The following is a 25,271-nucleotide window of genomic DNA, read 5'->3' as shown; positions in this document are numbered from 1 at the left end:
CTCAAGGACGAGAAGGGCGGCGGAGCGATCCGCCGCCCTTTTTCGTGCGCGCCTGGCGCGCTCAGCGCTCGTCGAAGAGGCGGCGTAGGACGTTGGGCGCCAGGCCCGGCAGGTCCTCGGAGATCAAGCCTGGTCCGTGCAGCTCGGCGGCCTCCGAATGGATCCAGGCGCCGGCGCAGGCGGCCTCGAAGCTCTCCATGCCCTGGGCCACCAGCCCGCCGATGAAGCCGGCCAGCACGTCGCCGGACCCGGCGGTGGCCAGCCACGGCGAGCCGTTGCCATTGACCGCGCAGCGCCCGTCCGGCGCGGCGATCACGGTGTCGGAGCCCTTCAGCAGCACCACGGCGCCGGCCCGCTGGGCGGCCGTGCGCGCCGCGGCGATCCGTTCCGGCGAGGCGGCCAGCAGGCCCGGAAACAGGCGCTCGAATTCGCCGGGATGGGGAGTGAGGACGTCATCCCGGTCGAGCAGCGAGAACAGCTCCTCCGGGTCATCGCGGAAGACGGTGATGGCGTCGGCGTCGAGAATCAGGGCCGCGCCGGTCCGCGCCAGCGCCAGCACGTTCAACAGCGTCGGCTCGCCCACGCCGGCCGCCGGGCCGATCACCGCCGCGTCGACGTCCTTTGCGGCCTGTTCGAGTTCCAGGTCGGTCTCGAAGGCCTTCAGCATCACCGCTTCCAGGTGGCCGGCGTTGATCGGCAGGGCTTCGGGCGGCGACAGCACAGTCACCAGGCCCGCGCCGATCCGCAGGGCGCCGCGCGCCGCGAGCCGCGCCGCGCCGGTCTGCCAGGCCTCGCCGCTCACAACCACCAGGCGGCCGCGCGCGTGCTTGTGCGACGCCGCCGTCGGCCAGGGGAAGCGCGGCAGCCACAGCTCCGGGCCGTTCTCGACGACCTGGCTCTCCGTCGCCCCCAGCCCGATATCGGCCACCACCACCTCGCCGCAGCGACTGCGGCCGGGCTCCAGCAGGTGGGCCGGCTTCTTGGCGTGGAAGGTCACCGTCAGCGTCGCGCAGGCGGCCGGGCCGTTGGGCTTGCCGGTGTCGCCGGCCACGCCGCTGGGCACATCGACCGCCACGACCCGCTCGGGCGCCTCGGCCATGCGCAAGGCCGCCGCCGCCGCCGGACCGCTCAGCGGCCGCGTCAGCCCCGCGCCGAACAGGGCGTCGATCCAGACCCCAGGCTCCAGCGCGCCGTTCAGCGGCTTCGTGCTCCCGTCCCATCGCGCGCTTGCCGCCTGAGCGTCCTGCGTCGCGGGCTCGCCGAAGCTGCGCACCTCCACCGGCCAGCCGCGATCCTTCAGGACACGGGCCGCCACATAACCATCACCGCCGTTGTTGCCCGGTCCGCAGAGCACCGTGGTCGTCTGGCGGGCGAACCGGGCGCAGACCGCGTCGGCCACGGCCGTCCCGGCGCGCTCCATAAGCACCAGCCCCGGCGTGCCGGCGGCGATCGCCGCGGCGTCGGCGCGGCCCATCTCGGCGACGTTCAGGATTTGCCGGACACTCAACTGCTTACAGCCTCATCTCAAAGTACGCCCGTGGTGGCTTCGCGGCCCTTGCGGATCAGCCGAAGTTTGCCGCCGTCGGTCTCGAGCGTCGTGATCGAGGCGTGGTCCGGGCGAAAGGCCAGCACCCGCGGATCGCCCAGCAACAGGCTCACCACCGCATTGGTCGCCACATAGTGCGAGAACACCGCGGTCCCGCTGCGCGGCAACAGGGAGGCGGCGATGTCGCGGCGCCACTGGTCGTAGTCCAGGTCGCCCTTGATGCCCTTCCAGGTTCCGGCGAAGGCCTCGCGCAGCCAGGTCCCGCGATCCGCGAGCGCGATGCCGGCGGGCGTGGGGATCTCGCCGACCCGCGCGTCGATCTCGATCTTCACGCCAAGCGCGTCCGCGGTCGGCTGCGCGGTCTCCCGGCAGCGGCGCAGCGGCGAGCTCACGACCTTGGTCACCCGCTCCCCGGCGGGCAGCGCCATTAGCCAGTCGCGCGCCGCCTTCGCCTGCGCCTGGCCGGCAGCGTCCAGCCCCGGATCATCGTCATCGCCGCCCCAGGTGGCGGAGGGCTTGCCGTGCCGGATCAGGTAGAGGCGGGCCATGCGATTTCTCAGTCCGGGGTGAAGAGGTTGGTCTGGGCGCCCTGCTCCACCCGCCCGGTGCGGCCGACCTGTTCGCCGTCCTCCAGGCTCGCCAGCGTCGCGGGATCGTTGGGCGTGTTGGCGACGAAGCGGCGGCCGTCCGCATCGCGGCCGATGACGATCCCCATGAACGGTCCCTCGCGGCGGTGGACGACGGTGTAGGTCTCGATTGTCGCGGCGCCCTGCGGCGTTTCGGTGACGGGCGGATGGGCCAGGGCGTCGATCTGGCGCTGCAGCACGCCGGGGTCCTGCCGCTCGAACGGCGCCTTGGGCGGCGTCGTCGAATAGATCCCCGTCGACTGCTTGGTCAGGTACCAGCCGTTGGCCGTCACCAGCCCGTAGCTCCCTGGCTTGGCGCGCAGCTTCCCCGCCATCGTCGCGATCGAGTGCATGGCGTAGTTGTTGCCGGGGCCGCCCGCGTAGGGCAGCCCGCCGGTCACGGTGAAGCCGCGCGGATCGTCGAGCGACAGGCCGAGTTCCTCCGCTCCGATCTCCACCGCCACCGGGAAGCAGGAGTAGAGATCGATGTAGTCGATGTCGGAAAGCCCGATCCCGGCCATCTCCAGGGCGTGCTTGCCGGTCAGCCGCATGGCCGGGCTGGAATGGTAGTTCTGCCGGTCGGTGGGGAACCACAGGTCGGCGGCGTCGGCGCAGCCGTGCAGATAGACCCACTTCTCCTCGGGCACGCCCAGATCGCGGGCCTTGTCGACGCTCGCCAGGATCACGCCGGCCGATTGATCGACCTCCATGATCGCGTTGAGCAGCTTGGGATAGGGAAAGCCCACCATCCGGTTGCGATCGGAGACGGTGACCAGTTCCTCGGCCGTTCGGGCCGTCGGGAACCAGGCCTCCGGATTGTTCGCCGCCACCTGGGTGAAGGGGGCGAACAGCTTGCCGAGCCGCGCCTGATGGTCGGAGACCGAGCGGCCGTCGCGGGCCCGCAGCGCGTTCTCGAACATGGGATAGATGTTGATCGGCCTGTTCAGCGCATGCCGCGCCTCATAGGGCGTGACCCCGTTGCGGCCGTCGCCGATCCGCTGCGGCTCCGGCAGGTCGTCATCCTCATGCCAGTCGTCGAAGCCCAAGCCCTTGGTCAGCCGCTTCACCGCCGAGCCCAGGAATTCCGCGCCCACCGCCAGCGCCAGCTGCGTCTCGCCCTTGGCGATCCGCTCGGCGATGACGTTGACCAGCTGCTGGGAGGTATTGCCGCCCATGTGGGAATAGACCTGCCACGCCGGCGCCGCGCCCAGCTCCCGCGCCAGGCTGGCCGGCGGATTGACCGAGTGCGGGATCATGCCCCGCGTCGAGCCCGGGGCGTCGATGGTGAAGCCCGCCACCGCCAAGCCGTCGAGCTGCGCCAAGCCGGCCGCCCCGATCCCCGCGTCCGCCGCCGCCCGTTCCGCCGCAATCTTCAGCAGGACGGTCGGCGCGGGCGACGCGCCCGGATCGCCGCGATAGGTGAATTGGCCCGCTCCGATCAGAACTGGGGTCTTGCCGTCCATACTTCACTCGCCTTCCGACCGTTGCGCCGCGCGATCCTAGGGGCGGGAAAGGCGGTCTTGAAGGCATTTCGGCATTGACTGGTTTTTGATCTCGTGGCGCCTGCTTTCCGGGCGCCCGCCGCTTTGGCGCACGCCCGTCCCAGCCCCGCTCGCGAGCGCGCTTGTGAGCCCCCGCCAAGCCATGCTCCGTCGCCCCGACCGCCAGTAGGCCGTTGGGGGCGGCGCGTCCGAGGACCGATGAAAAAGATCGAAGCGATCATCAAGCCGTTCAAGCTGGACGAGGTGAAGGAGGCTCTGCAGGAACTCGGCATTCAGGGCATGACCGTCATCGAGGCCAAGGGTTACGGGCGCCAGAAGGGGCAGACCGAACTCTACCGCGGGGCGGAGTACGTCGTGGACTTCCTGCCCAAGATCAAGATCGAGGTGGTCATCGCCGACGACCAGCTCGCCCGCGCCCTCGAGGCCATCGCCACCGCGGCCCGCACCGGACGTATCGGCGACGGCAAGATTTTCATTTCCGACGTCCTCGACGTCATGCGCATCCGGACGGGAGAAACCGGAGCCGACGCCGTCTAACCCACCTCATCGACACCACTCTACCTAAGGGGATTACCGACCATGGCTACCACCGCCAAAGACATCCTGGCCCAGATCAAGGAGAAGGACGTCAAATACGTCGACGTGCGCTTCACCGACATCCGCGGAAAGATGCAGCACGTGACCTTCGACATCGACCTGGTCGATGACGACTTCCTGACCGACGGCACCATGTTCGACGGCTCATCGATCGCCGGCTGGAAGGCCATCAACGAGAGCGACATGAAGCTGCGTCCCGACCTGGAGTCGGTGATCATCGACCCGTTCTACCAGCAGACGACCATGGCGATCTTCTGCGACGTGGTGAACCCCGACACCGGCACGCCCTACGAGCGCGACCCGCGCTCCATCGCCAAGTCGGCGCTGAACTTCGTCAAGTCCGCCGGCGTCGGCGACACGGTCTACTTCGGCCCGGAAGCCGAGTTCTTCATCTTCGACGACGTGCGCTGGTCGGTGCAGCCGTCCAACACCGGCTACAGCTACGACTCCACCGAACTGCCGACCAACTCGGCCAAGGAGTACGAAGAGGGCAACATGGGCCATCGTCCCGGTCCCAAAGGCGGGTATTTCCCGGTGAACCCGGTGGACAGCGCCCAAGACCTGCGCGGCGAGATGCTGGCGGTGATGGGCGAGCTCGGCATGAAGCCGGAAAAGCACCACCACGAGGTGGCGCCCGCCCAGCACGAGCTCGGCCTCAAGTTCGACACCATGATCACCATGGCCGACCGGCTTCAGCTCTATAAGTACGTCATCCAGAACGTCGCCCACGCCTACGGCAAGACGGCGACCTTCATGGCCAAGCCGATGTTCGCCGACAACGGCTCTGGCATGCACGTGCACCAGTCGATCTGGGGCGGCGGCAAGCCGCTGTTCGCCGGCGACAAGTACGCGGGCCTGTCGCAGACCTGCCTGTGGTACATCGGCGGGATCATCAAGCACGCCAAGGCGATCAACGCCTTCTCGAACTCGACGACCAACTCCTACAAGCGCCTGGTGCCCGGCTACGAAGCCCCGGTGAAGCTGGCCTACTCCGCCCGCAACCGCTCGGCCTCGATCCGCATCCCGCACACCGACAGCCCCAAGGGTAAGCGCATCGAGTGCCGTTTCCCCGATCCGATGGGCAACCCGTACCTGACCTTCACCGCGCTCCTGATGGCGGGCCTCGACGGGATCATCAACCAGATCGACCCGGGCGGCCCGGCCGACAAGAACCTCTACGACCTGCCGCCGCGCGAGCAGAAGAAGATTCCCGAGGTCTGCGGTTCGCTGAAGGAAGCGCTGGAAAACCTCGACAAGGACCGCGGCTTCCTGAAGGCCGGGGGCGTCATGAGCGACGACTTCATCGACAGCTACATCGAACTGAAGATGGAAGAGGTGATGCGGCTGGCGCTGCACCCGCACCCGGTCGAATTCGACATGTACTTCAAATGCTGACGGTCCTCCCCTGAGGCAAGCCTGGGGCCGCGGCGCAAGCCGCGGCCCTTTCTTTATCTCGGCCCTTCCCCACCTTGGGCCCATGCCCGATTGGCTCGGCTATCTCCTGGCGGTCGCCGCCGTCATCGTGTTCGCGCCCTTGCTCGGCTGGTTGGGCATGAGGCATGGGCGGCGCATCAAGGGCGGCGTGGCGATGGCCTCGCTGATGCTGGGCATGGGGGCCCTGTTCGACCCGCCGCAGAAGGCCGCGACAGAGGCCGAGGAGGCCCTGGTCAAGGGCGACCGAGGCAGCGGCGATCCTCCGGACCCGGAGATTGCGCCCGCGAAACCATCCGACGGTTGAGCTTTGCTCCGAACCCGCCCTACAACGGGAAATCCTTCCCCTCCGTAAGGTCGTGTCCGTTGAAGCCAGCCCTGTTCGCCTGCGCCGCCGTTCTAGCGCTCTCCACCTCCGCCTTCGCGCAGACGTCTCCCGGCCCGCAGCCCTACCCCATGCCGCCGAAGACCGAGGCGCCGCAGGACACGCCCTACCCCGGCCTCCTGAAGGTGCAGGTGGACGCCACCGACCTCGACCGCCACATCTTCCGCGTTCATGAGACGATCCCGGTCGCCAAGGCCGGGCCTATGACGATCCTCTATCCGCAGTGGCTGCCGGGCAATCACGCCCCCAACGGCCCCTTGAAGAACATTGGCGGCATCGCGTTTTCCGCCGGCGGCAAGCCGATCACCTGGTTCCGCGATCCGGTGGAGGTCTATTCCTTCCACATCGACGTGCCGGCCGGCGTAGCCAGCATCGACGTCGACTTCGACCTGCTCTCGGCCGTCGCCAATGACGAGGGCCGCATCGTCATGACCCCGGAGATGCTGAGCCTGCAGTGGATCAACCTGGCCATGTACCCGGCCGGCCACTTCGCGCGGCGCATCCAGATCGAGCCCAGCGTCCGCTTCCCGGAAGGCTGGACCCCCTTCTCGGCGCTGGAGACCACCGGGACCGAGGGCGGTGTCACCCACTACAAGGCCGTCGACTTCGACACCCTGGCCGACAGCCCGATGATCGCCGGGCGCTACGCCAGGCAGATCGATCTCGATGCGCCGGGCCCGGCGCCGGTCCACCTCGACGTCATCGCCGACCGCCCGGAACTGCTGGAGGCGACGCCGGACGAGATCGAGAAGCACAAGGCGCTCGTGCAGCAGGCCTACAAGCTCTACGGCTCTCACCACTACAATCACTACGACTTCCTGTTCTCGCTGTCGGACCGCATGGGGGGGTCGGGCCTGGAGCACCACCGCTCCAGCGAGGACGGCACCATCCCCGACTATTTCACCGGCTGGGCCAAGAGCCCCTCGTCGCGGGACCTGTTGGCCCACGAATACACCCACAGCTGGAACGGCAAGTTCCGCCGCCCGGCCGACCTGTGGACGCCGAACTTCAACGTCCCCATGCGCGGGTCGCTGCTGTGGGTCTACGAGGGCCAGACGCAGTACTGGGGCTTTGTGCTCTCCGGCCGCTCGGGCCTCCTGACCAAGCAGGAGGCGCTGGATGCGCTCGCCGCCACCGCCGCCACCTACGCCAACCGCGTGGGCCGCGACTGGCGCAGCGTCGAGGACACCACCAACGATCCGGTGATCGCCTCCCGCCGGCCGCAGCCCTGGACCAGCTTCCAGCGCAGCGAGGACTACTATTCGGAAGGCCAGCTGGTCTGGCTCGACGCCGACACGCTGATCCGCGAGAAGTCGGGCGGCAAACGCTCGCTCGACGACTTCGCCAAGGCCTTCTTCGGCGTCGACGACGGCAGCTGGACCCCGGTCGCCTACACCTTCGACGACGTGGTCGCGGCGCTGAACAAGGTCGAGCCCTACGATTGGGCGAAGTTCCTCAACGAGCGGATCAACGCGGTGGCGCCCAAGCCGCCGCTCGACGGCCTGGCCCGTGGGGGCTGGAAGCTGGTCTACACGGAGACGCCGACCGATTATTTCAAGTCGGCCGAGGCCCGGCGCCACGCCACCGATCTCTCCTATTCCCTCGGCCTGACGCTCGGCCGCGACGCCGACATCACCGGCGTCCAGTGGAACGGCCCGGCCTTCAAGGCGGGCCTGACCATCGGCGGCAAGCTGCTGGCCGTGAACGGCATCGCCTATGACGCCGACCGGCTGAAGGAGACGATCACCGAGGCCAAGAAGGGTGGCGGGCCGATCAGCCTCCTGGTCAAGCGCGGCGACCACTATGTGACCGTCAACGTCGACTACCACGGCGGCCTGCGCTATCCGCGCCTGGAACGGATCGAGGGAACGCCAGATCTGCTCTCGGCGATCTACACGCCGAAGAAGTAGGCGTCGGACACCCGATGCGGACCCGGCTTCTCACCGCCCTGGCAGGTGTTGTCGCTCTGAGCGCGGCTGGCGGCGCGGCGGCCCAACAGATCGGCCAGCCAGGTGCGGCCAGCCTCTATGGGGGCGCCAAGCCCGCGGTCGACGCCTTGCCGACCGACGCCGAGGTCACCGCCGCCACGCCGCCGCGCAAGACCGAGGGCAGCGCCGCCGCCCACTGCACGGCGGGGCCGTCCGGCGTGCTGGAAGGTTGCACGGTGATGATCCAGCGGGGCGGTCCGGCCTTTGGCCAGGCGCTGCTGAGCCTGGCGCCCAAGTATCGTCTGCGCCCGTCCGACGCGCGGCCCGCCGGCACGGATGTGGTGATCACCGCCAGCTGGCCCGTGGTCGAGACGCCGGTCGCCTGGCAGGTCCCGCCTAAGGAGGGCGACTTCGCCACCAACGCGACGCCCGCGGTCGCCAAGTACGGCAAGCCCGGCTCGGCGGTGCTGAACTGCCTCATCGGCCGGCTGGGCACGACCTACGACTGCATGGTCGTCTACCAGCAGCCCTACGGCGTCGGCATGGGGACCATGATCCTGCGGCTCGCGCCCTATCTGAAGGTGAAACCGGCCCTGCTGGGCGGCAAGCCCACCCCGGCCGCGGTCAACTTCCCCTTCGAGATCAGCGCGGCGACCACCGACGCGATCCGCTGAGCGGCGCCGGCGCCAGGCCGAGCGGCTTGTAGGACTGGCCGGCCTGCGGGGCGATCGCCGTGGCCAGAGCCAGGCCCGCCAGACGCCGCCGCACGGACGTCTCAGCCACCCATCCGAGCGTCCATCCACTGGCCCGCCGCCTTGATCGCCCGGCGCGCGGCGCCCAGCTGGCCGCCGAAGGCGTGCCAGACGTGGATCATCTCCGGCCAGACCTCCAGGCGCACCTCGACGCGGGCGTGACCGGCGCGCTCGGCGAGCAGCAGGCTGTCGCCCAGCAGCGCCTCCTCCGAGCCCACCTGGATCAGCATCGGCGCGACGCCCTCGAAGTCCCCGAACACCGGCGAGGCCCGGGGATCGCGCGGGTTGAAGCCCGCCAGATAGGCCTTGGCGCTGTCGTCCAGGCCCTGCTTGGTGATCATCGGATCATCGGCGGCCTTGGTGTGATAGCTCGCGTGGCTCTGGGTCAGGTCGGCCCAGGGGCTGATCACAAACAGCCCGGCCGGCTGCGGCAGGCCAAGGTCCTTGAGCGCCAGCGTCAGGGCGAGCGTGAGTCCGCCGCCCGCGGAGTCGCCGGCCACCATCGTCCGCTCGGGCTCCGCGCCGTCCTCCTCCAGCATCCACCGGTAGACCGCGATGGCGTCCTCCAGCGCCGCTGGACAGGCATGCTCCGGCCCCAGCCGGTATTCGGCCACAATGGCGCTGGTGCGCGACGCCTCGGCCAGCCTGGCGGCCAACGGCCGGTGGCTGCGCGGACTGCCGCCGGTGTAGCCGCCGCCATGCAGATAGAGCATGCGCCGCCCCTCCAGCGCGCCGGCCGGGATCACCCGCTCGCCCTTCACGCCCGCGGCGATCATCGGCTCGTGGCGGCACCCCGGCGGCAGGGAGCCCATTTCCCCAAACGCATCGGACGCCGCGCGGCGCGCCTCAATGCTCGGCCTCGGTTCGCCCGGCGCAGGCTGGCGCGAGGCCAGCAGGGCGCGGACGCCCGCGATTTCCGGATCCTTCCAGCTCGACATCCACCCACCCTTTTCTCTGGATTAGGAGCCCGGCCGGCCGTCCCTGTCGAGAGGCCACATTGCGTTCGCGCGCGCGGCGATTCATATCGGGCGCTTCCAGGAATCGTCCCAAGCTTACCGGTCCATGTCCCCGCCTTCCGCCAAGCCCGCCGCCCAGCCGCAAGCGTCCCTGTTCGACGACGCGCTCAACCCTGCGCCGGCCTCGCCGCTGGCCCAGAGTCATGAGCCACGTCCGAGCCCGCCGCCCGCGCCGGCCGCCGCGTCCGCCAATGCGCCGACGGGTGGGTATTCGGCCAAGGACATTGAGGTGCTGGAAGGGCTGGAGCCGGTCCGCAAACGCCCGGGCATGTATATCGGCGGCACCGACGAGCGCGCCCTGCACCACCTGTTCGCCGAGGTGCTGGACAACGCCATGGATGAAGCCGTGGCCGGCCACGCCAAGCTGATCCAGGTCCATCTCGACGCCGACGGCCAACTCACAGTCACCGACGACGGCCGCGGCATCCCCGTGGACCCGCACCCGAAGCATCCCGGCAAGTCGGCGCTGGAGGTCATCATGACCGTCCTGCACTCCGGCGGGAAATTCTCCGGCAAGGCCTATGAGACCTCCGGCGGCCTGCACGGCGTCGGCGTTTCCGTGGTCAACGCGCTTTCGGAACGGGTCGAGGTCACCGCCTGGAAGGACGGTTTCGAGTGGCGTCAGGCCTTCACCCGCGGCAAGCCCATCGGCTCCATCGAGAAGCTGGGCCCCACACGCAAGCACGGCACCGCCATCGCCTTCACCCCTGACCCGGTGATCTTCGGCGAGGCCGCCGCCTTCAAGCCGGCGCGGCTTTACCGGATGGCGCGGTCGAAGGCCTATCTGTTCGGCGGCGTCGAGATCCGCTGGTCCTGCGATCCGTCCCGAATCCACGACCAGACCCCGGCCGAGGCGACGTTCCGCTTCCCCAACGGCCTCGCCGACTTCCTGGCCGAGCGGGTCAAGGACATCGAGACGGTCACGCCAGAGCCCTTTGCCGGCCGCTATTCCCGCCCGGGCGAGACCGGCAAGGTGGAGTGGGCCATCGCCTGGACTCCCGCCGGCTTCGGCGAGGCCGACGGCTTCCTGCAGTCCTACTGCAACACCGTGCCGACGCCGGAGGGCGGCACGCACGAGGCGGGCCTGCGCGCGGCGCTGACCCGCGGCCTCAAGGCCTATGCCGAGCTCACCGGCGACAAGCGCGGCGTGATCCTCACCGCCGACGACGTCATCGCCCAGGCCGGCGCGCTCGTCAGCGTCTTCATCCGCGACCCCGAGTTCCAGGGGCAGACCAAGGAGCGCCTCTCCTCCGCCGACGCCCAGCGCCTGGTCGAGGCCGCCATCCGTGACCCCTTCGACCACTGGCTTACGGCGCAGCCGAAAATGGCTTCGGCCCTGCTCGAGTTCGTCATCGAGCGCGCCGAGGAACGGCTGAAACGCCGCAAGGACAAGGAGGTCGCCCGCGCGTCGGCGACCCGCAAGCTGCGCCTGCCAGGCAAGCTCGCCGACTGTTCCGGCAACGCCATCGACGGCACCGAGATTTTCCTGGTCGAAGGCGACAGCGCCGGCGGCTCGGCGAAGCAGGCCCGCGACCGCAGGAGCCAGGCGATCCTGCCGCTGCGCGGCAAGATCCTCAACGTCGCCTCGGCGACGCTGGACAAGCTGGGTCAGAATAAGGAACTCAGCGACCTCTTGCTGGCGCTGGGCGTCCAGGGCGGCGCGAAGTTCAAGGAAGAGGACCTCCGCTACGACCGCGTGGTGATCATGACCGACGCCGATGTCGACGGCGCCCACATCGCGAGCCTGTTGATCACCTTCTTCTACCGCACCATGCCGGAGATGGTCCGCTCTGGCCGCCTCTATCTGGCGCTGCCGCCGCTCTACCGCCTGAGCCATGGGACCAAGATCGTCTATGCCCGCGACGACGCCCATCGGGAAGAGCTGCTGGCCGGTGAGTTCAAGGGCAAGAAACCGGAGATCAGCCGCTTCAAGGGCCTGGGCGAGATGATGCCGTCGCAGCTCAAGGAAACGACCATGGACCCGGCCAAGCGGACGCTCGCCCGCGTCACCCTGCCCCGCGCCGAAGAGGGCGTTGAGGCGCTCGTCGAACAGCTGATGGGCCGCAAGCCGGAACTGCGCTTCCAGTTCATCCAGGAGAACGCCGAGTTCGCGGTGGCCGACCTGGACGTCTAGGCGGCGGCCTCGTCGCGGCCGACGCCCGGCTGCGCCTCGCGGCAAACCGCCTCGCTGATGGCCTGCGCCAGCGCCATGGCGACGATCGGCTTGCGGACCAGACCGTCGAAGCCGCGCGGCTCGCCGATGCCGGCCACCTGCGCATCGGCGGTGAAGGCGAGGATCGGCGCGTCTCTATTGGGGCCGTCTCCCGACCGGATCTGCGCCAGCGCCGCCGGCCCGTCCATCCGCGGCATGCGGATATCCATCAGGATCACATCGAAAGGATGCGCCGCGGCGGCCACCGCAGCCAGACCGTCGGCGGCCTCCGAAATCTCCACCCCGAACGGGGCCAGCACGGCGCGGGCCAGTTCGCGGTTCATCGGATTGTCGTCGACGATCAGGGCGCGCACACCCTGCAGGGCCGAACCGGCCGCGATCTCTTCGGCCTCAGCCGCAGGCGCCTGCGTGACCGGCGCATCGATCCGGAAGTGGAACGCCGAGCCGACGCCGGCCTTGCTGGCGACGCCGATCGTCCCGCCCATCGCCTCGGCCAGCCCCTTGCTGATCGCCAGCCCCAGCCCGGTGCCGCCGTGGCGCCGCGTCGAGGAGGCGTCAACCTGCGAGAACCGCTGGAACAGCTTCTTCTGCTGCGCCTTGGTCATCCCCTCGCCGGTGTCTTCCACCCGCACCCGCAGCTGGCCGGTCCGCGCGGAATAGGCCGCGGTCAGATGCACGCCGCCCTGGTCGGTGAACTTGATGGCGTTGCCCACCAGATTGATGAGGATCTGCCGCAGCCGGTCCGGATCGATGAGCACGAAGGCCGGCAAGCTGTCGGCCTCAAAGGTCAGGCTGAGGCCCTTGGCGTCGGCCTGCGGCGAGAACATCAGAAGCGTCTCGCGCAACAGCTCGGCCGGCGCGACCGCCTTGGGCAGGATTTCGAACCGCCCGGCTTCCAGCTTGGAGAAATCCAGCACGTCGTTGACCACCGACAGCAGAGCCTCGCCGGCGCTGACCACCCGGGCCACGCGGGTCCGGGCGGTCTCGTTCAGGTCCGGCTGGCCGGCAAGCAGGTTGGCGAACCCCAGGATCGAGGTCAGCGGCGTGCGGATCTCGTGCGTCATGTTGGCCAGGAACAGCGACTTGGCGGCCGCGGCGTCCTCGATCGCCTGGCGCGCGGTCTCCTCCTCGGTGACGTCGCGGATCACGCCCATGACCGCGCAGACCGCGCCGGTCTGGTCGCGCTCGCCCTCGCCCTTGTAGGCGACCACCCGCTCACGCCCGTCGTCGGCGCGGGTGAGCGTGAGCTTCAGGTCGAAAGGCTTGCCGGTCGTCACCGTGCGGCGGATCGCGTCCACCACTTTCTGCCCATCGCCCTCACGATAGAGGTTGAGCGCATAGGGCTGATCGGAGCAGACGTCGGCCGGCTTAAGGCCGTGGATCGCGAACACCTGCTCCGACCAGGTGCGCCGGCCGGTCACCAGGTCGTTGCGCCAATAGCCGATGCCGGCGATCTGCTCGGTGAGGGCCGACAGCCGGTTGGCCTCGCGCAGATTGGCCTCCAGCCGCCGGCGCGTGGCCAGAGCGGCGGCGACCGGCAGGATCGTCACGCTGATGATGGCGATGAAGATCTGGAACCACTCCAGGCGCGACGTCAGCCCGTCGCGGACCGCCATCAGCCCGCCGTGCCCGCCGATGGTCATGACCACGCCCGCGGTCGCGGTGATCAGCAGGCCGATCGCGACCCCGGCCAGGTTCAGTTCGAAGGCCATCAGAGTGAGCGCGGCCGGGATCAGGAAATAGAGCGGCGCGGTGTTCTGCGAGAAGACCAGCAACAGGGTGGCGGTCAGCGCGGCCGGCGACAGCCAGCCGCGTGGCTGGCGCAGTGTCCGGCCCAGCGCGCGCAGGCTCTCGCCTGTGACCGCCAGCAGCACCGGCGTCACCAGGAACAGGCCCAGCGCGTCGGCGGAGTACCAGCCGCGCACGCTGGCGAAGTAGGTGGCGTGGTGCCGCCCGGCGAGGACCAAGGCCGCGCCGGCGCCCGAGACCAGCGGCGCGACCGCCGCGGCGAGCAGGAAAACGATCAGATGGCGCTGAAGGCCGAGGTCGATGTTCCGGCCGGCGAACCGGCGGATCAGCGCCGCGCAGACACCCGCCTCCGCGAGGTTGCAGGCGGTCAGCCCCACCGCCGTCGTCAGGGAATCACCGATGACCAGGTCCGCGGCTAGTCCGCCGACCAGACCCGCGGCGAGATAACGCATCCACGCGGCGCCCCGGCTGCGCAGCAACGCCACCAGCAGGAGCGCATTGACCGGCCAGATAGCGGCGATCCGGCCGACCTCGCGCCCGAAATGGATGCTTGCGAGCGCCAACAGGAACACAGTCATGGTGAGGGCCACCGGCCCCAGGTCGGCGAACCACTCGTGGCGCTTCTCCGAGGCGACGTCCGCTGAGCTTGTCGGCTGCATGCTCCGGTTGTGGGCTAAACGCCCTGAGTATCCGTTAACGGTGAAGCCGCGCGCGCGGCCTCAGTTCTGGCCGAACCGGATTTCGCTCGAGCCGGCCGGCAGCTCGATCGTCGTCCCGTCCTTGGCGATCCGCCAGTCCAGCGGACCGCCGGCGTCCATCCCCTTGGTGAAGGCTTCCGGCGTGAAGCCCGGCAGACCCGCCTGGGTGATGTGGTAGAGCACCAGCCGCTTCACCCCGGCCATGCGGGCGATGTCCGCCGCCTCCACCGGGGTCGTGTGATAGCTGAGCGTGTCGGTCATGATCGAGCTCATCCGCGGGTTGCCCATCATCTTCAGGCCCTGGGACATCTGCTTGGTCATGTCGCTGTTCTGCGCCTCGTGGATCAGGACGTCGGCGCCCTTGGCCGCGGCGGCCAGGGGCGGCCATTTGCGGGTGTCGCCGCTGATCACCACCGAGCGACCCTTGTAGTCGAAGCGGTAGCCGAAGGCCGGCGTCACCGGATTGTGCGCCACCGCGATCGCCGTCACCGTCAGCCCATCCTCGCGCCAGACCACCTTGGTCGCCCCGCCGTCCGGGCCGGGCTTGGGCAGGGTAACCACCTGCGGCGCCAGGAGACCCGCGGCGATCGGCAGCTTCACCTCGCCGTGCTCGTGGTGGGCGTTGCGGAAGACGTGATCGTTCTCGTAGGCGAGGTTGAAGCCCTTGGCGACCTTGTCGGTCCCCTCCGGTCCGACTAGCGCCAGAGGCGCCGGCCGCCCGGCCACCCAGCTCTGCAGGTTGAACTCGCCCACCTCGCCGATGTGGTCGGAGTGCAGGTGGGTCAGGAAGATCGCGCGGGCCTGGGCCATCGGCAGGCGCCACAGCATCAGGTTCTCGACCGACTCCGGCCCGACGTCGACGGCATAAAGCTTGCCCGCCGCCTGGATCACCACGCAGGTCTTGGCCCGGTCGCGCACCGGCAAGGGGCCCGAGGTGCCGCAGAAGGTCACCTTGAGGGTGTCGGGCTGCGCCGCCGGCGCCTGGGCGCGCGCCGCGCCCGTGCTGAGCAGTCCCCAGAGGGCCACAGAGACGGCTGCGGCCGCGGCCCCCCGCCAAAGTCCGCGTCCCATGCCTGATCCCCTGATGTCAGCGCCCCGGCTACGCCTGGGGCGAACCTTGGTAGGGGTTCGGGGAGTCCGGCGCAATTCCGCAGTCGGAATTCGCATTGACGCCCACCGGCTTACCAACCGCCGCAAGGTCCGATACCAATTCGCCCACGAGTGGCGGGGACAGGCTTCGATGACGATGTGGCGGGTGATGCGGCCGGTTCTGGCCGCGGGGGCGGTTGTGGCGGCTCTGGTCGCGGGCGCGGCCCTCGCCCAGCCGCCTTCGCCGCAAGCTCTCGTCGGCAGGCCCGCCTTCGCCACGCCCACCCTGTCGCCCGACGGCAAAGAGATCGCCTTCGCGTCGGGGGGCGACATCTGGACCGTTCCGGCCGCCGGCGGCACGGCGCGCCTGCTGGTCACCGACCCGGCGACCGAGGAACGCCCGATCTATTCGCCGGACGGCGAGGAGATGGCCTTCACCTCCACCCGGGCAGGCGCGCCCAACATCTACATCGTGACGCTCGCCACCGGTCAGGTGCGGCGGCTCACCTGGTCCGACGCCCCTGAGCAGCTCGACGCCTGGTCGCGCGACGGCAAGTGGATCTACTTCTCCTCCAACGCCAATGATGTCCGCCGCCAAACCGACGTGTTCCGCGTCGCCGCCACTGGCGGCACGCCGCTGGAGGTCAGCCGCGAGCGCTTCCTGGCGGAGTTCAACTCGGCGCCCTCGCCCGACGGCGCGGCCATCGCGCTGATCGCCAAGGGCAACTCCGGCGTCCAGTGGTGGCGCAACGGCCACGCCCACATCGACGAGGGCGAGCTGTGGCTGAAGCCCATCGCCGCGGCCGGCTCCTACAAGCGCCTGCTCGGCCCCGACGCCAAGCATCTGTGGCCGATGTGGAGCCCAGACGGCGTGACCCTCTACTATATGAGCGACGCCTCGGGTTCGGAGAACCTCTGGAAGCTGCCCGCCGCCGGCGGCCAGCCGACCCAGATTACCCACTTCACCGCCGGCCGCGTGCTGTTCCCGTCGATCGCCCGCGACGGCGCAGCCATCGTCTTCGAGCGCGACCTCGGCATCTGGAAACTCGACCTGAAGTCCGGCCAGGCCGCCCAGGTGCAGATCGCCTTGCGCGGGGCGCCTGCGTCGGCGGGCGACCGGCGCCTGAACGAGACCAGCTTCCAGCAGATGGCGCTCTCCCCCGACGGCAAGAAGGTGGCCGTCGTCGCCCACGGCGAGGTCTTCGCCGCGAGCGCCAAGGACGGCGGCCCGGCCGAGCGGGTCACTGACAAGGGCGGCATCCAGAACGACCTCTTCTGGTCGCCGGACAGCCGCCGCCTGGCCTACGTCGTCCAGCGCGGCCTGGAGAGCCACATCGCCACCTACGATTTCCAGACGCGCCGCGAACGAATGCTCACAGGCGGCCCGGCCTTCGACGCAGCCCCCTCCTGGTCGCCGGATGGCAAGATGATCGCCTACGTCCGCGAGCGGAAAGAGCTTCGGGTCATCGCGCTCAACGACGCGGGCGAGGCGCAGAAGGACAGCCTCGTCTTCACCGGCCTCATCGCTGGCTTCGGCGGCTCGGGGCCGGCCTGGTCGCCGGACAATAAGTGGCTGGCCTTCGGCGTCTCCGACGCCAAGTCGTTCCGCAATGTTTGGGTCATCCCCTTGGCTGCTGGAGGGGCGGCGGGCGGCGAGGCCCGGCCCGTCAGCTTCCTGGCCAACGGCAATGCCTCGACCATCGTCTGGTCCAAGGACGGCAAATACATCGTCTTCGACACCGCCCAGCGCTCGGAGGACGTGCACATCGTGCGCGTCGACCTCCTGCCGCACGTGCCGCGCTACCGCGAGGACGAGTTCCGCGACCTGTTCCGCCAGGAGACGCGCCCCGACGCCCCGCGCCCGCCCGCCGCGCCGACCTCACCCGGCGTCAAGCCGCCGGAGGCGCCGCCGCCCGCGCCCAGGCCCGACGACCCGCCGGGCATCACGGAAGCCAAGATGGGCGAAGCAAAGACGGCCGACGCCAAGACCGCCGCCGACAAGCCCGACGCCAAGCCCAAGATGGAGCCGGTGAAGATCGTCTTCGAGGGCATCCGCGAGCGCGCCACCTACCTGCCGCTGGGCGTCAGCGCCGAGGCGCCGGCGATCAGCCCGGACGGCAAGACGCTCGTCTTCCGCTCCAGCCTGTCGGGTCAAAGCGTGCTCTACAGCTACAATCTCGATGAACTGGTCCGCGAGCCGCCGACGCCGCAGCAGGTCGCCAGTTCCCGGCGCACGAAGCGCTTCATCGCCTTCACCCCCGACTCCAAGGCCCTCTACTACCTGGACGGCGGCGCCGTGACGACCACCCCGCTCGAAGCGCCACGGCCGCGCGCCATCGCGGTGAACGCCGAGATGGATGTCGCCTTCGACCAGGAGAAGCTCACCACGTTCAACCAGGCCTGGAGCCTGCTGGACCGCAGGTTCTTCGACCCGAAGTTCCACGGCCAGGACTGGACCGCGCTGCGGACTCGCTTTGCGCCCTACATCGAAGGCGCCCATACCCCCGACGAGATGCGCCGCATCACCAATCTGATGATCGGCGAGCTCAACGCCTCGCATTCCGGGATCAACGCGGCCAACCCGCCGGCCCGGCGGGTCGCGGACCTGGGCCTGCGATTCGACCGAGAGGCCTATGAGGCCGGCAAAGGGCTGGTGGTGCGCGAGGTGGTCACGCTGGGTCCCGCCGCCATCGAGGGCTCCATCAAGCCCGGCGACGTCCTGCTGGCCGTCGATGGGCGCCCGCTCGGCCCCGCCGTCGACCTCGACCAGCTGATGCTCGACCGCGCGGAGAAACGCACGGTGCTAACCGTGCGCACGGGAAGCGCGACCCGCCAGGCCGTTGTCCGGCCGGTGTCTTCCGCTGTCGCCTCGGGCCTGCTCTATCGCCAATGGATCACCAGCCAACGCGCCTATGTGGACAGGATCAGCGGCGGGCGCCTGGGCTATGTCCACATCGCCGATATGTCCTCCGAGGCGCTGGACCAGCTCTACCTGGACCTCGACGCCCAGAACCAGGGCAAGGAGGGTGTGGTCATCGACGTGCGCAACAACAACGGCGGCTTCGTCAACGGCTATGTCCTCGACGTCTTCAGCCGCCGGAACTACCTGACCATGACCGCGCGCGGCGAGACCGGGGTGCCGAGCCGCCAGTACCTGGGGCAACGCGCCTTGGGCCTGCCGACGGTGCTCCTGACCAATGAGTCGTCGCTCTCCGACGCCGAGGACTTCACGGAGGGCTATCGCGCCCTGAAGCTCGGCAAGGTGGTGGGCGTGCCGACCGCCGGCTGGATCATCTTCACCTCGGACATCCCGCTGGTGGACGGGGCCTCGATCGTGCGCCTGCCCTTTTCCCGCATCCAGGGCGCCGCCGGCGACGACATGGAACTGCATCCACGGCCGGTGGACGTGATGGTCGAGCGCCCGCTCGGCGACACCCTGCAGGGCAAGGACACCCAGCTCGAGGCGGCGGTGGCGGAACTTTTGAAAGGGTTGCCGCCAAAGCGCTGATCTGCAGTCAACTCGGCTTGCCGAGTCTCCTCGGGGGCCCCAAAGTGCAAAGAAAACGCCTGGGGAGGCTTCTGGCATGAGACTCTGGATTTCCGCGGCTCTGGTTTCGCTGGGGCTCTGCCTTCCCCTGGCCGCGCATGCGCAAGACGCGGCGGCCGGCGCGACGGTGTTCAACGCCCGCTGCAAGGGCTGCCACGAGCCGAACATCGACCGCGCGCCCAGCCGCGCGACGCTGGCCACCTATCCGGCGGCCGCCATCGTCGACGCGCTCACCAACGGCGTCATGAAGCCCATGGCCGCTGGCCTGTCGGACGCCGACAAGCAGAACGTCGCCGCCTTCCTGACCGCCGGCGACGCGCCGCCCGCCGCGCAAGCCGCCGCCGCGCGCCGACCGGCCCCGCCCGCGGCCGTGGGCGTCGACGTCAAGTGCGAGACCAACCCGCCGATCAAGGCCACCGGCTCCGACTGGACCAGCGTGGGCTTAGAGACCTCCCACCGCTACCAGGCCAATCCGGGCCTGAAGACCGCCGACATCGCCCGGCTGAAGGTCAAGTGGTCCTTCGCCATGTCCGGCAGCTCCGGCATGCCGACGGTGATCGGCGACTGGCTGTTCGTCGCCAACCGCTCGGGCAAGTTCTATGCGCTGGACCCCAACACCGGCTGCGTCCGCTGGGTGGTCGACAACACCGTCTCGCGCACCACCCCGATGATCGTGAAGTCGGACCTCTCGCCCAGCGGCTGGCTGACCATCCTGGGCATCCGCGACCGCACGGCCCACGCCTACGACGCCCAGACCGGCAAGGAGATCTGGAAGAGCCCCTCGCTTGAGACCAACACCATCGCCGGCATCACCGGAACACCGGTCATCTCCGGCGACCAGGTGTTCGTGCCCCTGACGTCGGGCGAAGAAGGCGCCGCGCGCCAGCCGACCTACCGCTGCTGCAGCTTCCAGGCCTCGCTCGCCGCCCTGGACCTGAAGACCGGCAAGCTCAACTGGCAGACCAAGGTCATCACCGAGCCCCTGCGCGACACGCACAAGAACTCCGCCGGAACCATGATGCAGGGCCCGGCCGGCGGCGCGATCTGGTCGGCCCCGACGGTCGATGCGAAGCGCGGCCTGGTCTATGTGGCCACCGGCGACAGCTACACCGAGGTCGAGACCAAGGGCGCCGATGCCATCGTCGCCATGGATGTGAAGACCGGCAAGATCCGCTGGTCGAACCAGGTGACCGAGAAGGACAACTTCATCGTCGGCTGCAACGCGGCCCAGAAGCCGGTCAACTGCCCCAGCCCCGACGGTCCGGACTACGACTTCGGCGCCTCGCCGATCCTGTTCCATCTCGCGAGCGGCAAGGACATCGTGCTCTCCGGCCAGAAGTCCGGTGTGGTCTATGGCATGGACCCCGACACCGGCCGCTCGCTCTGGAACACACGCGTGGGCTCCGGCTCGTCGCTGGGCGGGATCGAGTGGGGCATGGCGGCGGACGGCAAGCGCCTCTACGTCGCCAACGCCGACACCGTGAACCTCTTGGAAGAGAACCTGAAGAAGCTCGGCCGCTCCAATGTCGCAACGCCGCTTGGCCCGCCGCGGCCCGGCCTGACCGCCATCGATCCGGCGACCGGCAAGGTCATCTGGCACGTGGATGCGCCCAATGCGCCCTGCCACTACGCCGGCGACCGCAGCAAGGACCGCGGCGGCGGCGCCTGCGTCCGCGCCCAGAGCCAGGCGCCGTCGGTGATCCCGGGTGTGGTGTTCGACGGCACCATGGACGGGTGGCTGCGCGCCTACGACGCCGCCACCGGCAAGGTGATCTGGGCCGACAGCACCACCGACCGCACCTACGACACCGTCAACCAGGTGAAGGGCCAGCCGGGCGGCAGCCTGGATGGCCTGGGCGCCGCCATCGCCGGCGGCCGTCTGTTCGTGTTCAGCGGCTTCAACGGCGCCGCCAACACCGGCGGCAATGGGACCAACGTGCTGCTTGCGTACACGATCGATGGCAAATAGCGGCTAAAGCGTCGGCCCCGCGCCGGCGCCGTTGCTGTTCTGGAAGTCGAAGCCGGGGTCCCTGGGCCGCCCTCCGCCGAAGCTGTAGCTCAGGCTGATCCGCAGCGACTTGTTGTCGATAGCCACCTTGCCGCGCTGGATCAGCACCGGCGTGTCCGCCGACTGGCGGATGAAGAAGCTGTCGGCCACGTCGCGCGCGGTCACCACCAGGGCCAGCCGGTCGCTGAGTTTGTGGCGCCAGCCAAGGTCGACGGCCATAAGCGGCCTAACCTCGCCCTGCGAGGTCAGCCGTTCCGGATTGTAGAAGGCGTTGAGCTGGAAGAGGTCCTTCGCCGACGCCGTCCAGGTCAGGTTGCCCTGCCCGCTCGCCCCGACCAGTTCCCGGGTCGGCGCGAAGGTGGGCCCAAGGCTGTCGAGCTGCGTCCAGCTCACCCCGCCGGTCAGACCGTAGCCGAGCGTCGGCGTGACCTTGCCGTTCAGCGTCACCTCCAGCCCGGCCGAGCGGCTGGTCGCCAGATTCTGCTGCTGGGTCAGGAACACCCCGCCGCCCAGGTCGGTCAGCACGTCGCCGAACCCGTCGCGGTTTTCCCGGTAGAACAGGGTCCCGAGCAGCAGCACGGGCGCCTGACGATAGGCGTAGCCCAGCTCGAACGATTGGGTCTGCTGCGGCTTCAGGTCGGGATTGCCCGACCGGAAATTCAGCGGGTCGACCAGCAGGCGGAAGGCGTTGAACGCGCCTGGATCGGGCCGCTGCACACGATGGCTGTAGCTGGCGCTGACGTCCTGGGTGTCGCTGAGCTTCCAGTTCAGGTGCAGGCTGGGATAGGCCCGCAGATAGTCGTTCTCGTCGCTCTGGCCGGTCGTGACCTGGTCCAGGTGGATGCGCACGTCCTCGACCCTTAGGCCCGCAAGCACCGTCAGATCGCCCACCGGCCGCTCATAGGTGGCGTAGGCCGCGCTGATGGTCTGGCGGAACTCGAAGAGATTGGTCAGCGCCGCGTCGGGCGTCAGCGCCAGACCGTCGTAGCCCCGGTTGCGGTAGGCATTGTCGTCATACTGCACGTCGAAGCCCAGCTTCAGCTTGGACATGTCGCCGAACGGCTGCGCCAGGTCGCCCTTCAGTTCGGTGCGGTGCAGGTGGTTGTCGAGCCGCTGCTGGTCGAAAACGTCGGGAGCGGCCGGAACCTCGTCGAAGGCGTGGCCGGTGCGCACGCGCGGATCGACGATCTCCTCGTGGCTGAGGCTGAGGGCGAAATCGCCGTCGGCGCCGAGCTTTTGGCGCAGGTTGACGCTGACCTCGCCCTGCGTCCGCTTCTGATGGACGGTCAGCCGGCGGAGGAAGCTGTCGGTGAGCGCGCCGGAGGACCCGTCCGCCACCGTGGACGTGAAGTTGTTCGGCCTGAAGAAGGTGTAGTTCCCGTGCGTCTCCACCCCGATCCGGGTGCGGGGCGTCACGTCGAAGTCCAGCGCGCCGCGCGCGTTGAACGAATTGATGATGATGTTGGCGAGCTGCTGCTGATCCAGCGCATCGAAGCCGCCCCTCGGATCGGGCGTCAGGCGGTCGTCCACCGACTTCTGGTTCTGGGTGTCCTGCCGGATGGCGAGTTCGCCAGTCATCGACAGGCGCTTGGAGTTGTAGCCGCTGCTCAGGCTGGCGGCGAACCGGTCGCCGTCGGCCGCCATGAGGTTCACCGCCCCGGTGACGCCGGTCCCGCGGGCCTTCCTGGTGATCAGGTTGATGATCCCGGCCGAGCCGTCCGCGCGGAACTCGGCGGAAGGATTGGTCACCACCTCCACGCGCTCGATGGAACTCGCCGGCATCGACTGCAGCGCCAGCGCGCGGTTGTCGCCCTCGAACTGGCTGGAGGGTTTGCCATCGACCAGGATGGTGACGTTGGGATCGCCGCGCAGACTGACGGCGCCCTGCGGGTCCACCTGCACCGAGGGCACGTTGCGCAAGGCGTCGCCGATGGCTCCGGACTGCGCCTGCAGGTCCTTGGTCACGTCATAGCTCTTGCGGTCGATTGAGACCTGCACCGGCGCCGCGGCCTGGCCGGTGACGACCACCTCGCCCACCGTCTTACCGGCTGGCGGCGGCGGGGCGGCCGCCGGTTTGGTTTCCTGGGCCGCGGCCAGGGATGGCAGGGCGGCGGCGATCGCCATGGAGATGAGCCCGGTCCGCACGATTCATGTCCTCGAATTCACTGGCCGGCGCGGCCCGATGAGCTATGATACAGACGTACTTTCAATTAAAGTACACGTGTATTTTCGGTAAGGTGCGCAGAATGCCAGCGGTCAAGATCTCCGGCGCCGAGAGCCAGATCATGGAGGCCCTGTGGGCGCAGGGACCGCTGACGCCGGACGGCGTCGTCGGCGCGGTGGGCGAGGCGCACGGCTGGGCGCCGGGCACGGTGAAGACCCTGATCACCCGGCTGCTGCGCAAGGGCGCCATCGAGGGCCGCCGCGAGGAGACGGGCTACCTCTACCGTCCGCTGATCAGCCGCGCCGACTATGTGCAGTCGGAAAGCCAGGGGCTCGTCGACCGGCTGTTCGGCGGCGAGGTCGCCCCGCTCGTCGCCCATTTCGCCGAGCATCGCGCGCTGACCGGGCGCGACATCAAGTTGCTGAAGTCGCTGATCGCGAAGCTCGAAGACGATGAGTGAGGCGCTCGCCCTCCTGCTACGGGTGAACCTGGCCATCGCCGGCGCCGTGGCGCTGGCCATGCTGCTGCGCCGCCCGGCGCGGCGGCTGTTCGGGGCCCGCGTCGCCTACCAGCTCTGGGCGTTGGTCCCGCTTGCCGTCGCGGCCATGCTGGCGCCGACCCGGATCATCACCCTGGCCGCGCCCAAAGCGGCCGTGGCCCAGCGTGGCCTGGCCGCCGCCTTCGACTATGCGCCGAGCCTGCCCGCGCCGTCCGGCCCCGATCTCTCCGCCATTCTCATGGTCCTCTGGATCGCCGGCGCCGCGGCGGCGCTGGCTCACCTCGCCTGGCGCCAGGCGCAGTTCAGTCGCGCGGTCCGCGCCGGCCGGGCCGGGCCCGCGGTGGTCGGCGTCCTGCGCCCCAGGGTCGTCACGCCGCGCGACTTCACCGGCCGCTACACGCCGCGCGAACAGCGGGTCGTCCTGGCCCATGAGGAAACCCACATCGCCCGCCAGGACTCGCGCATCAACGCCGCCGTCGCGCTTGCCCGCTGTCTCAACTGGTTCAACCCGCTGGTCCATGTGCTGGCCCACTATCTGCGGATCGATCAGGAACTGGCCTGTGACGCCCAGGTAGTCGCCGCGCATCCCGCCGCGCGCCGTGCCTACGCCGAGGCCATGCTGAAGACCCAGTTGGCCGCACGGCCGCTGCCGATCGGCTGCTATTGGCCCGCCCAGGCCGCCCATCCGCTCGCCGAGCGCATCGGCCTGCTGTCACGGCGCACGCCGAGCCGCGCCGCCCGCGCGCTGGGCGCGGCCAGCATCGCGGCCCTGACCTTGGGCGTCGCCTGGACCGCCTGGGCCACGCGGCCGGCGCAGGTCGTCTTCGCCGCCACCCCGGCCGCCCAGCCGGCCCCCGTCACGGCCGAGCAGCAGCCGCCAGCACCGCCGCCGCAGGTCTCGACGCCCGCCGCCCGGCCGGCGCCGCGCCCGCAACCGCTGCAGCTCGTCTCGATGCCGCCCGAACCGACCGAGGCCTTCGAAACGGCGCGCGATCCCGCAGCCTACGGCTTCACGCGCGTCACCGACGCCCCGCCGATCGTCGCGGTCGAGCCTCACCTGCTGGCCCCTGGCGAGTTCGGCCCTCGGCGGGTCCACGCCATCGCCGGCTGGTCGTCCGTCGAGCCGGGCTCGGCGGTGCGCGTCTACGCCACCATGCAGGACCCGGACGGCCATGCGCTGGTCACCGACCTCACCGCCTTCGGCTCGCAGTCCTGGTACCGGCTGGGCTACATCGAACGCGACAACAGCCGCTTCAAGCTGTTCACCAAGGTCAATCAGCACGGCGACCGCCTGACCGTCACCGCCGGCCTCAATGAGAGCCTGCATCCGATGGTCAGCGGGTCCATCGATCTGGCCTCCGGCGAGACCGGGACCATCCGGCTGCCCAGTGGCCTGACGGTCACCGTGACGCCGACGCTGCGCGCCGAAACCCCGGAAGAGATCGCCGAGGGCCAGCGCACCGGCGGCCGCGGCTTCGTCAATGTGCTCAGGATGCCGGCTCCGACCTAGGCGCTAGGCCCTAAATTCGCAGCTTCCGCGCGCCGCCAGAACCGCCAGGAC

The 25,271-nt window shown here is 69.5% G+C and carries 18 protein-coding genes; 10 read left to right on the top strand and 8 right to left on the bottom strand.

Annotated elements, in window-relative coordinates:
* Positions 1 to 61 precede the first annotated feature (61 nt).
* From VKQ35_RS15540 to VKQ35_RS15530, 3 genes are read right to left on the bottom strand one after another with little or no spacing between them, the layout of a single operon-like run.
* Positions 62 to 1,474 (bottom strand): NAD(P)H-hydrate dehydratase, encoded by a 1,413-nt coding sequence (locus VKQ35_RS15540; protein WP_324363241.1) that lies wholly within the window; start codon positions 1,472 to 1,474, stop codon positions 62 to 64.
* Between the two features lie 50 nt (positions 1,475 to 1,524).
* Positions 1,525 to 2,094, bottom strand: a complete 570-nt coding sequence (locus VKQ35_RS15535; protein ID WP_324363205.1) for a histidine phosphatase family protein — start codon at positions 2,092 to 2,094, stop codon at positions 1,525 to 1,527.
* An 8-nt stretch (positions 2,095 to 2,102) separates the two neighbouring features.
* Positions 2,103 to 3,635 (bottom strand): acetyl-CoA acetyltransferase, encoded by a 1,533-nt coding sequence (locus VKQ35_RS15530; RefSeq protein ID WP_324363203.1) that lies wholly within the window; start codon positions 3,633 to 3,635, stop codon positions 2,103 to 2,105.
* A 237-nt stretch (positions 3,636 to 3,872) separates the two neighbouring features.
* On the opposite strand from VKQ35_RS15530, the gene VKQ35_RS15525 reads away from it, so the two are divergent.
* From VKQ35_RS15525 to VKQ35_RS15505, 5 genes are all read left to right on the top strand, one after another.
* Positions 3,873 to 4,211, top strand: a complete 339-nt coding sequence (locus tag VKQ35_RS15525; protein WP_324363200.1) for a P-II family nitrogen regulator — start codon at positions 3,873 to 3,875, stop codon at positions 4,209 to 4,211.
* Between the two features lie 42 nt (positions 4,212 to 4,253).
* Positions 4,254 to 5,666 carry a type I glutamate--ammonia ligase gene (gene glnA / locus VKQ35_RS15520; RefSeq protein WP_324363198.1) on the top strand — a complete coding sequence of 471 codons (1,413 nt, stop codon included), beginning with the start codon at positions 4,254 to 4,256 and terminating at the stop codon, positions 5,664 to 5,666.
* Positions 5,667 to 5,748: 82 nt separating this feature from the next.
* Positions 5,749 to 6,009 (top strand): hypothetical protein, encoded by a 261-nt coding sequence (locus tag VKQ35_RS15515; protein WP_324363196.1) that lies wholly within the window; start codon positions 5,749 to 5,751, stop codon positions 6,007 to 6,009.
* 59 nt (positions 6,010 to 6,068) lie between these two features.
* Entirely contained in the window at positions 6,069 to 7,997 is a 1,929-nt protein-coding gene (locus tag VKQ35_RS15510) for a peptidase M61 (RefSeq protein ID WP_324363195.1), read from the top strand.
* Between the two features lie 14 nt (positions 7,998 to 8,011).
* On the top strand, positions 8,012 to 8,689 hold the full coding sequence (locus VKQ35_RS15505; RefSeq protein ID WP_324363193.1) for a hypothetical protein: 678 nt from the start codon (positions 8,012 to 8,014) through the stop codon (positions 8,687 to 8,689).
* Here VKQ35_RS15505 and VKQ35_RS15500 read toward each other — a convergent pair.
* Positions 8,658 to 8,798 (bottom strand): hypothetical protein, encoded by a 141-nt coding sequence (locus tag VKQ35_RS15500; protein WP_324363191.1) that lies wholly within the window; start codon positions 8,796 to 8,798, stop codon positions 8,658 to 8,660. The genes VKQ35_RS15505 and VKQ35_RS15500 overlap by 32 nt on opposite strands.
* Complete coding sequence (locus VKQ35_RS15495) at positions 8,791 to 9,705, bottom strand: alpha/beta hydrolase (RefSeq protein WP_324363189.1); 915 nt, start codon at positions 9,703 to 9,705, stop codon at positions 8,791 to 8,793. The genes VKQ35_RS15500 and VKQ35_RS15495 overlap by 8 nt, the downstream gene beginning before the upstream one ends.
* A 124-nt stretch (positions 9,706 to 9,829) precedes the next feature.
* Here VKQ35_RS15495 and parE point away from each other — a divergent pair, with 124 nt between their 5' ends.
* Positions 9,830 to 11,917: a DNA topoisomerase IV subunit B gene (parE, locus tag VKQ35_RS15490; protein ID WP_324363187.1), complete on the top strand. Its 2,088-nt coding sequence runs from the start codon at positions 9,830 to 9,832 to the stop codon at positions 11,915 to 11,917.
* Here parE and VKQ35_RS15485 read toward each other — a convergent pair.
* The gene (locus VKQ35_RS15485) at positions 11,914 to 14,364 is read right to left on the bottom strand and encodes an ATP-binding protein (protein ID WP_324363185.1); all 2,451 of its coding nucleotides are present in this window, start codon (positions 14,362 to 14,364) and stop codon (positions 11,914 to 11,916) included. The two genes, parE and VKQ35_RS15485, sit on opposite strands and share 4 nt — an antisense overlap.
* 60 nt (positions 14,365 to 14,424) lie before the next feature.
* On the bottom strand, positions 14,425 to 15,474 hold the full coding sequence (locus VKQ35_RS15480) for an MBL fold metallo-hydrolase (RefSeq protein WP_324363183.1): 1,050 nt from the start codon (positions 15,472 to 15,474) through the stop codon (positions 14,425 to 14,427).
* A 169-nt stretch (positions 15,475 to 15,643) separates the two neighbouring features.
* On the opposite strand from VKQ35_RS15480, the gene VKQ35_RS15475 reads away from it, so the two are divergent.
* Both VKQ35_RS15475 and VKQ35_RS15470 read left to right on the top strand, forming a co-directional pair.
* The gene (locus VKQ35_RS15475; protein ID WP_324363181.1) at positions 15,644 to 19,000 is read left to right on the top strand and encodes a S41 family peptidase; all 3,357 of its coding nucleotides are present in this window, start codon (positions 15,644 to 15,646) and stop codon (positions 18,998 to 19,000) included.
* 76 nt (positions 19,001 to 19,076) lie between these two features.
* Positions 19,077 to 21,008, top strand: a complete 1,932-nt coding sequence (locus VKQ35_RS15470) for a PQQ-binding-like beta-propeller repeat protein (protein WP_324363179.1) — start codon at positions 19,077 to 19,079, stop codon at positions 21,006 to 21,008.
* Between the two features lie 3 nt (positions 21,009 to 21,011).
* Here VKQ35_RS15470 and VKQ35_RS15465 read toward each other — a convergent pair whose 3' ends face one another.
* Complete coding sequence (locus VKQ35_RS15465; protein ID WP_324363177.1) at positions 21,012 to 23,192, bottom strand: TonB-dependent receptor domain-containing protein; 2,181 nt, start codon at positions 23,190 to 23,192, stop codon at positions 21,012 to 21,014.
* 101 nt (positions 23,193 to 23,293) lie between these two features.
* Between VKQ35_RS15465 and VKQ35_RS15460 the strand changes: the two genes are divergently transcribed.
* Together VKQ35_RS15460 and VKQ35_RS15455 are read left to right on the top strand one after the other, a co-directional pair.
* Positions 23,294 to 23,671, top strand: a complete 378-nt coding sequence (locus tag VKQ35_RS15460; RefSeq protein ID WP_324363175.1) for a BlaI/MecI/CopY family transcriptional regulator — start codon at positions 23,294 to 23,296, stop codon at positions 23,669 to 23,671.
* A complete protein-coding gene (locus VKQ35_RS15455; RefSeq protein WP_324363173.1) occupies positions 23,664 to 25,220 on the top strand; it encodes a M56 family metallopeptidase in 1,557 nt (518 codons plus the stop codon). Before VKQ35_RS15460 ends, VKQ35_RS15455 begins: the two co-directional genes overlap by 8 nt.
* Positions 25,221 to 25,271: the final 51 nt, after the last annotated feature.

It is taken from the genome of Phenylobacterium sp. (genome assembly GCF_035309685.1).
Lineage (GTDB): Bacteria > Pseudomonadota > Alphaproteobacteria > Caulobacterales > Caulobacteraceae > Phenylobacterium.
This window is presented reverse-complemented; position numbering and strand designations above follow the sequence as displayed.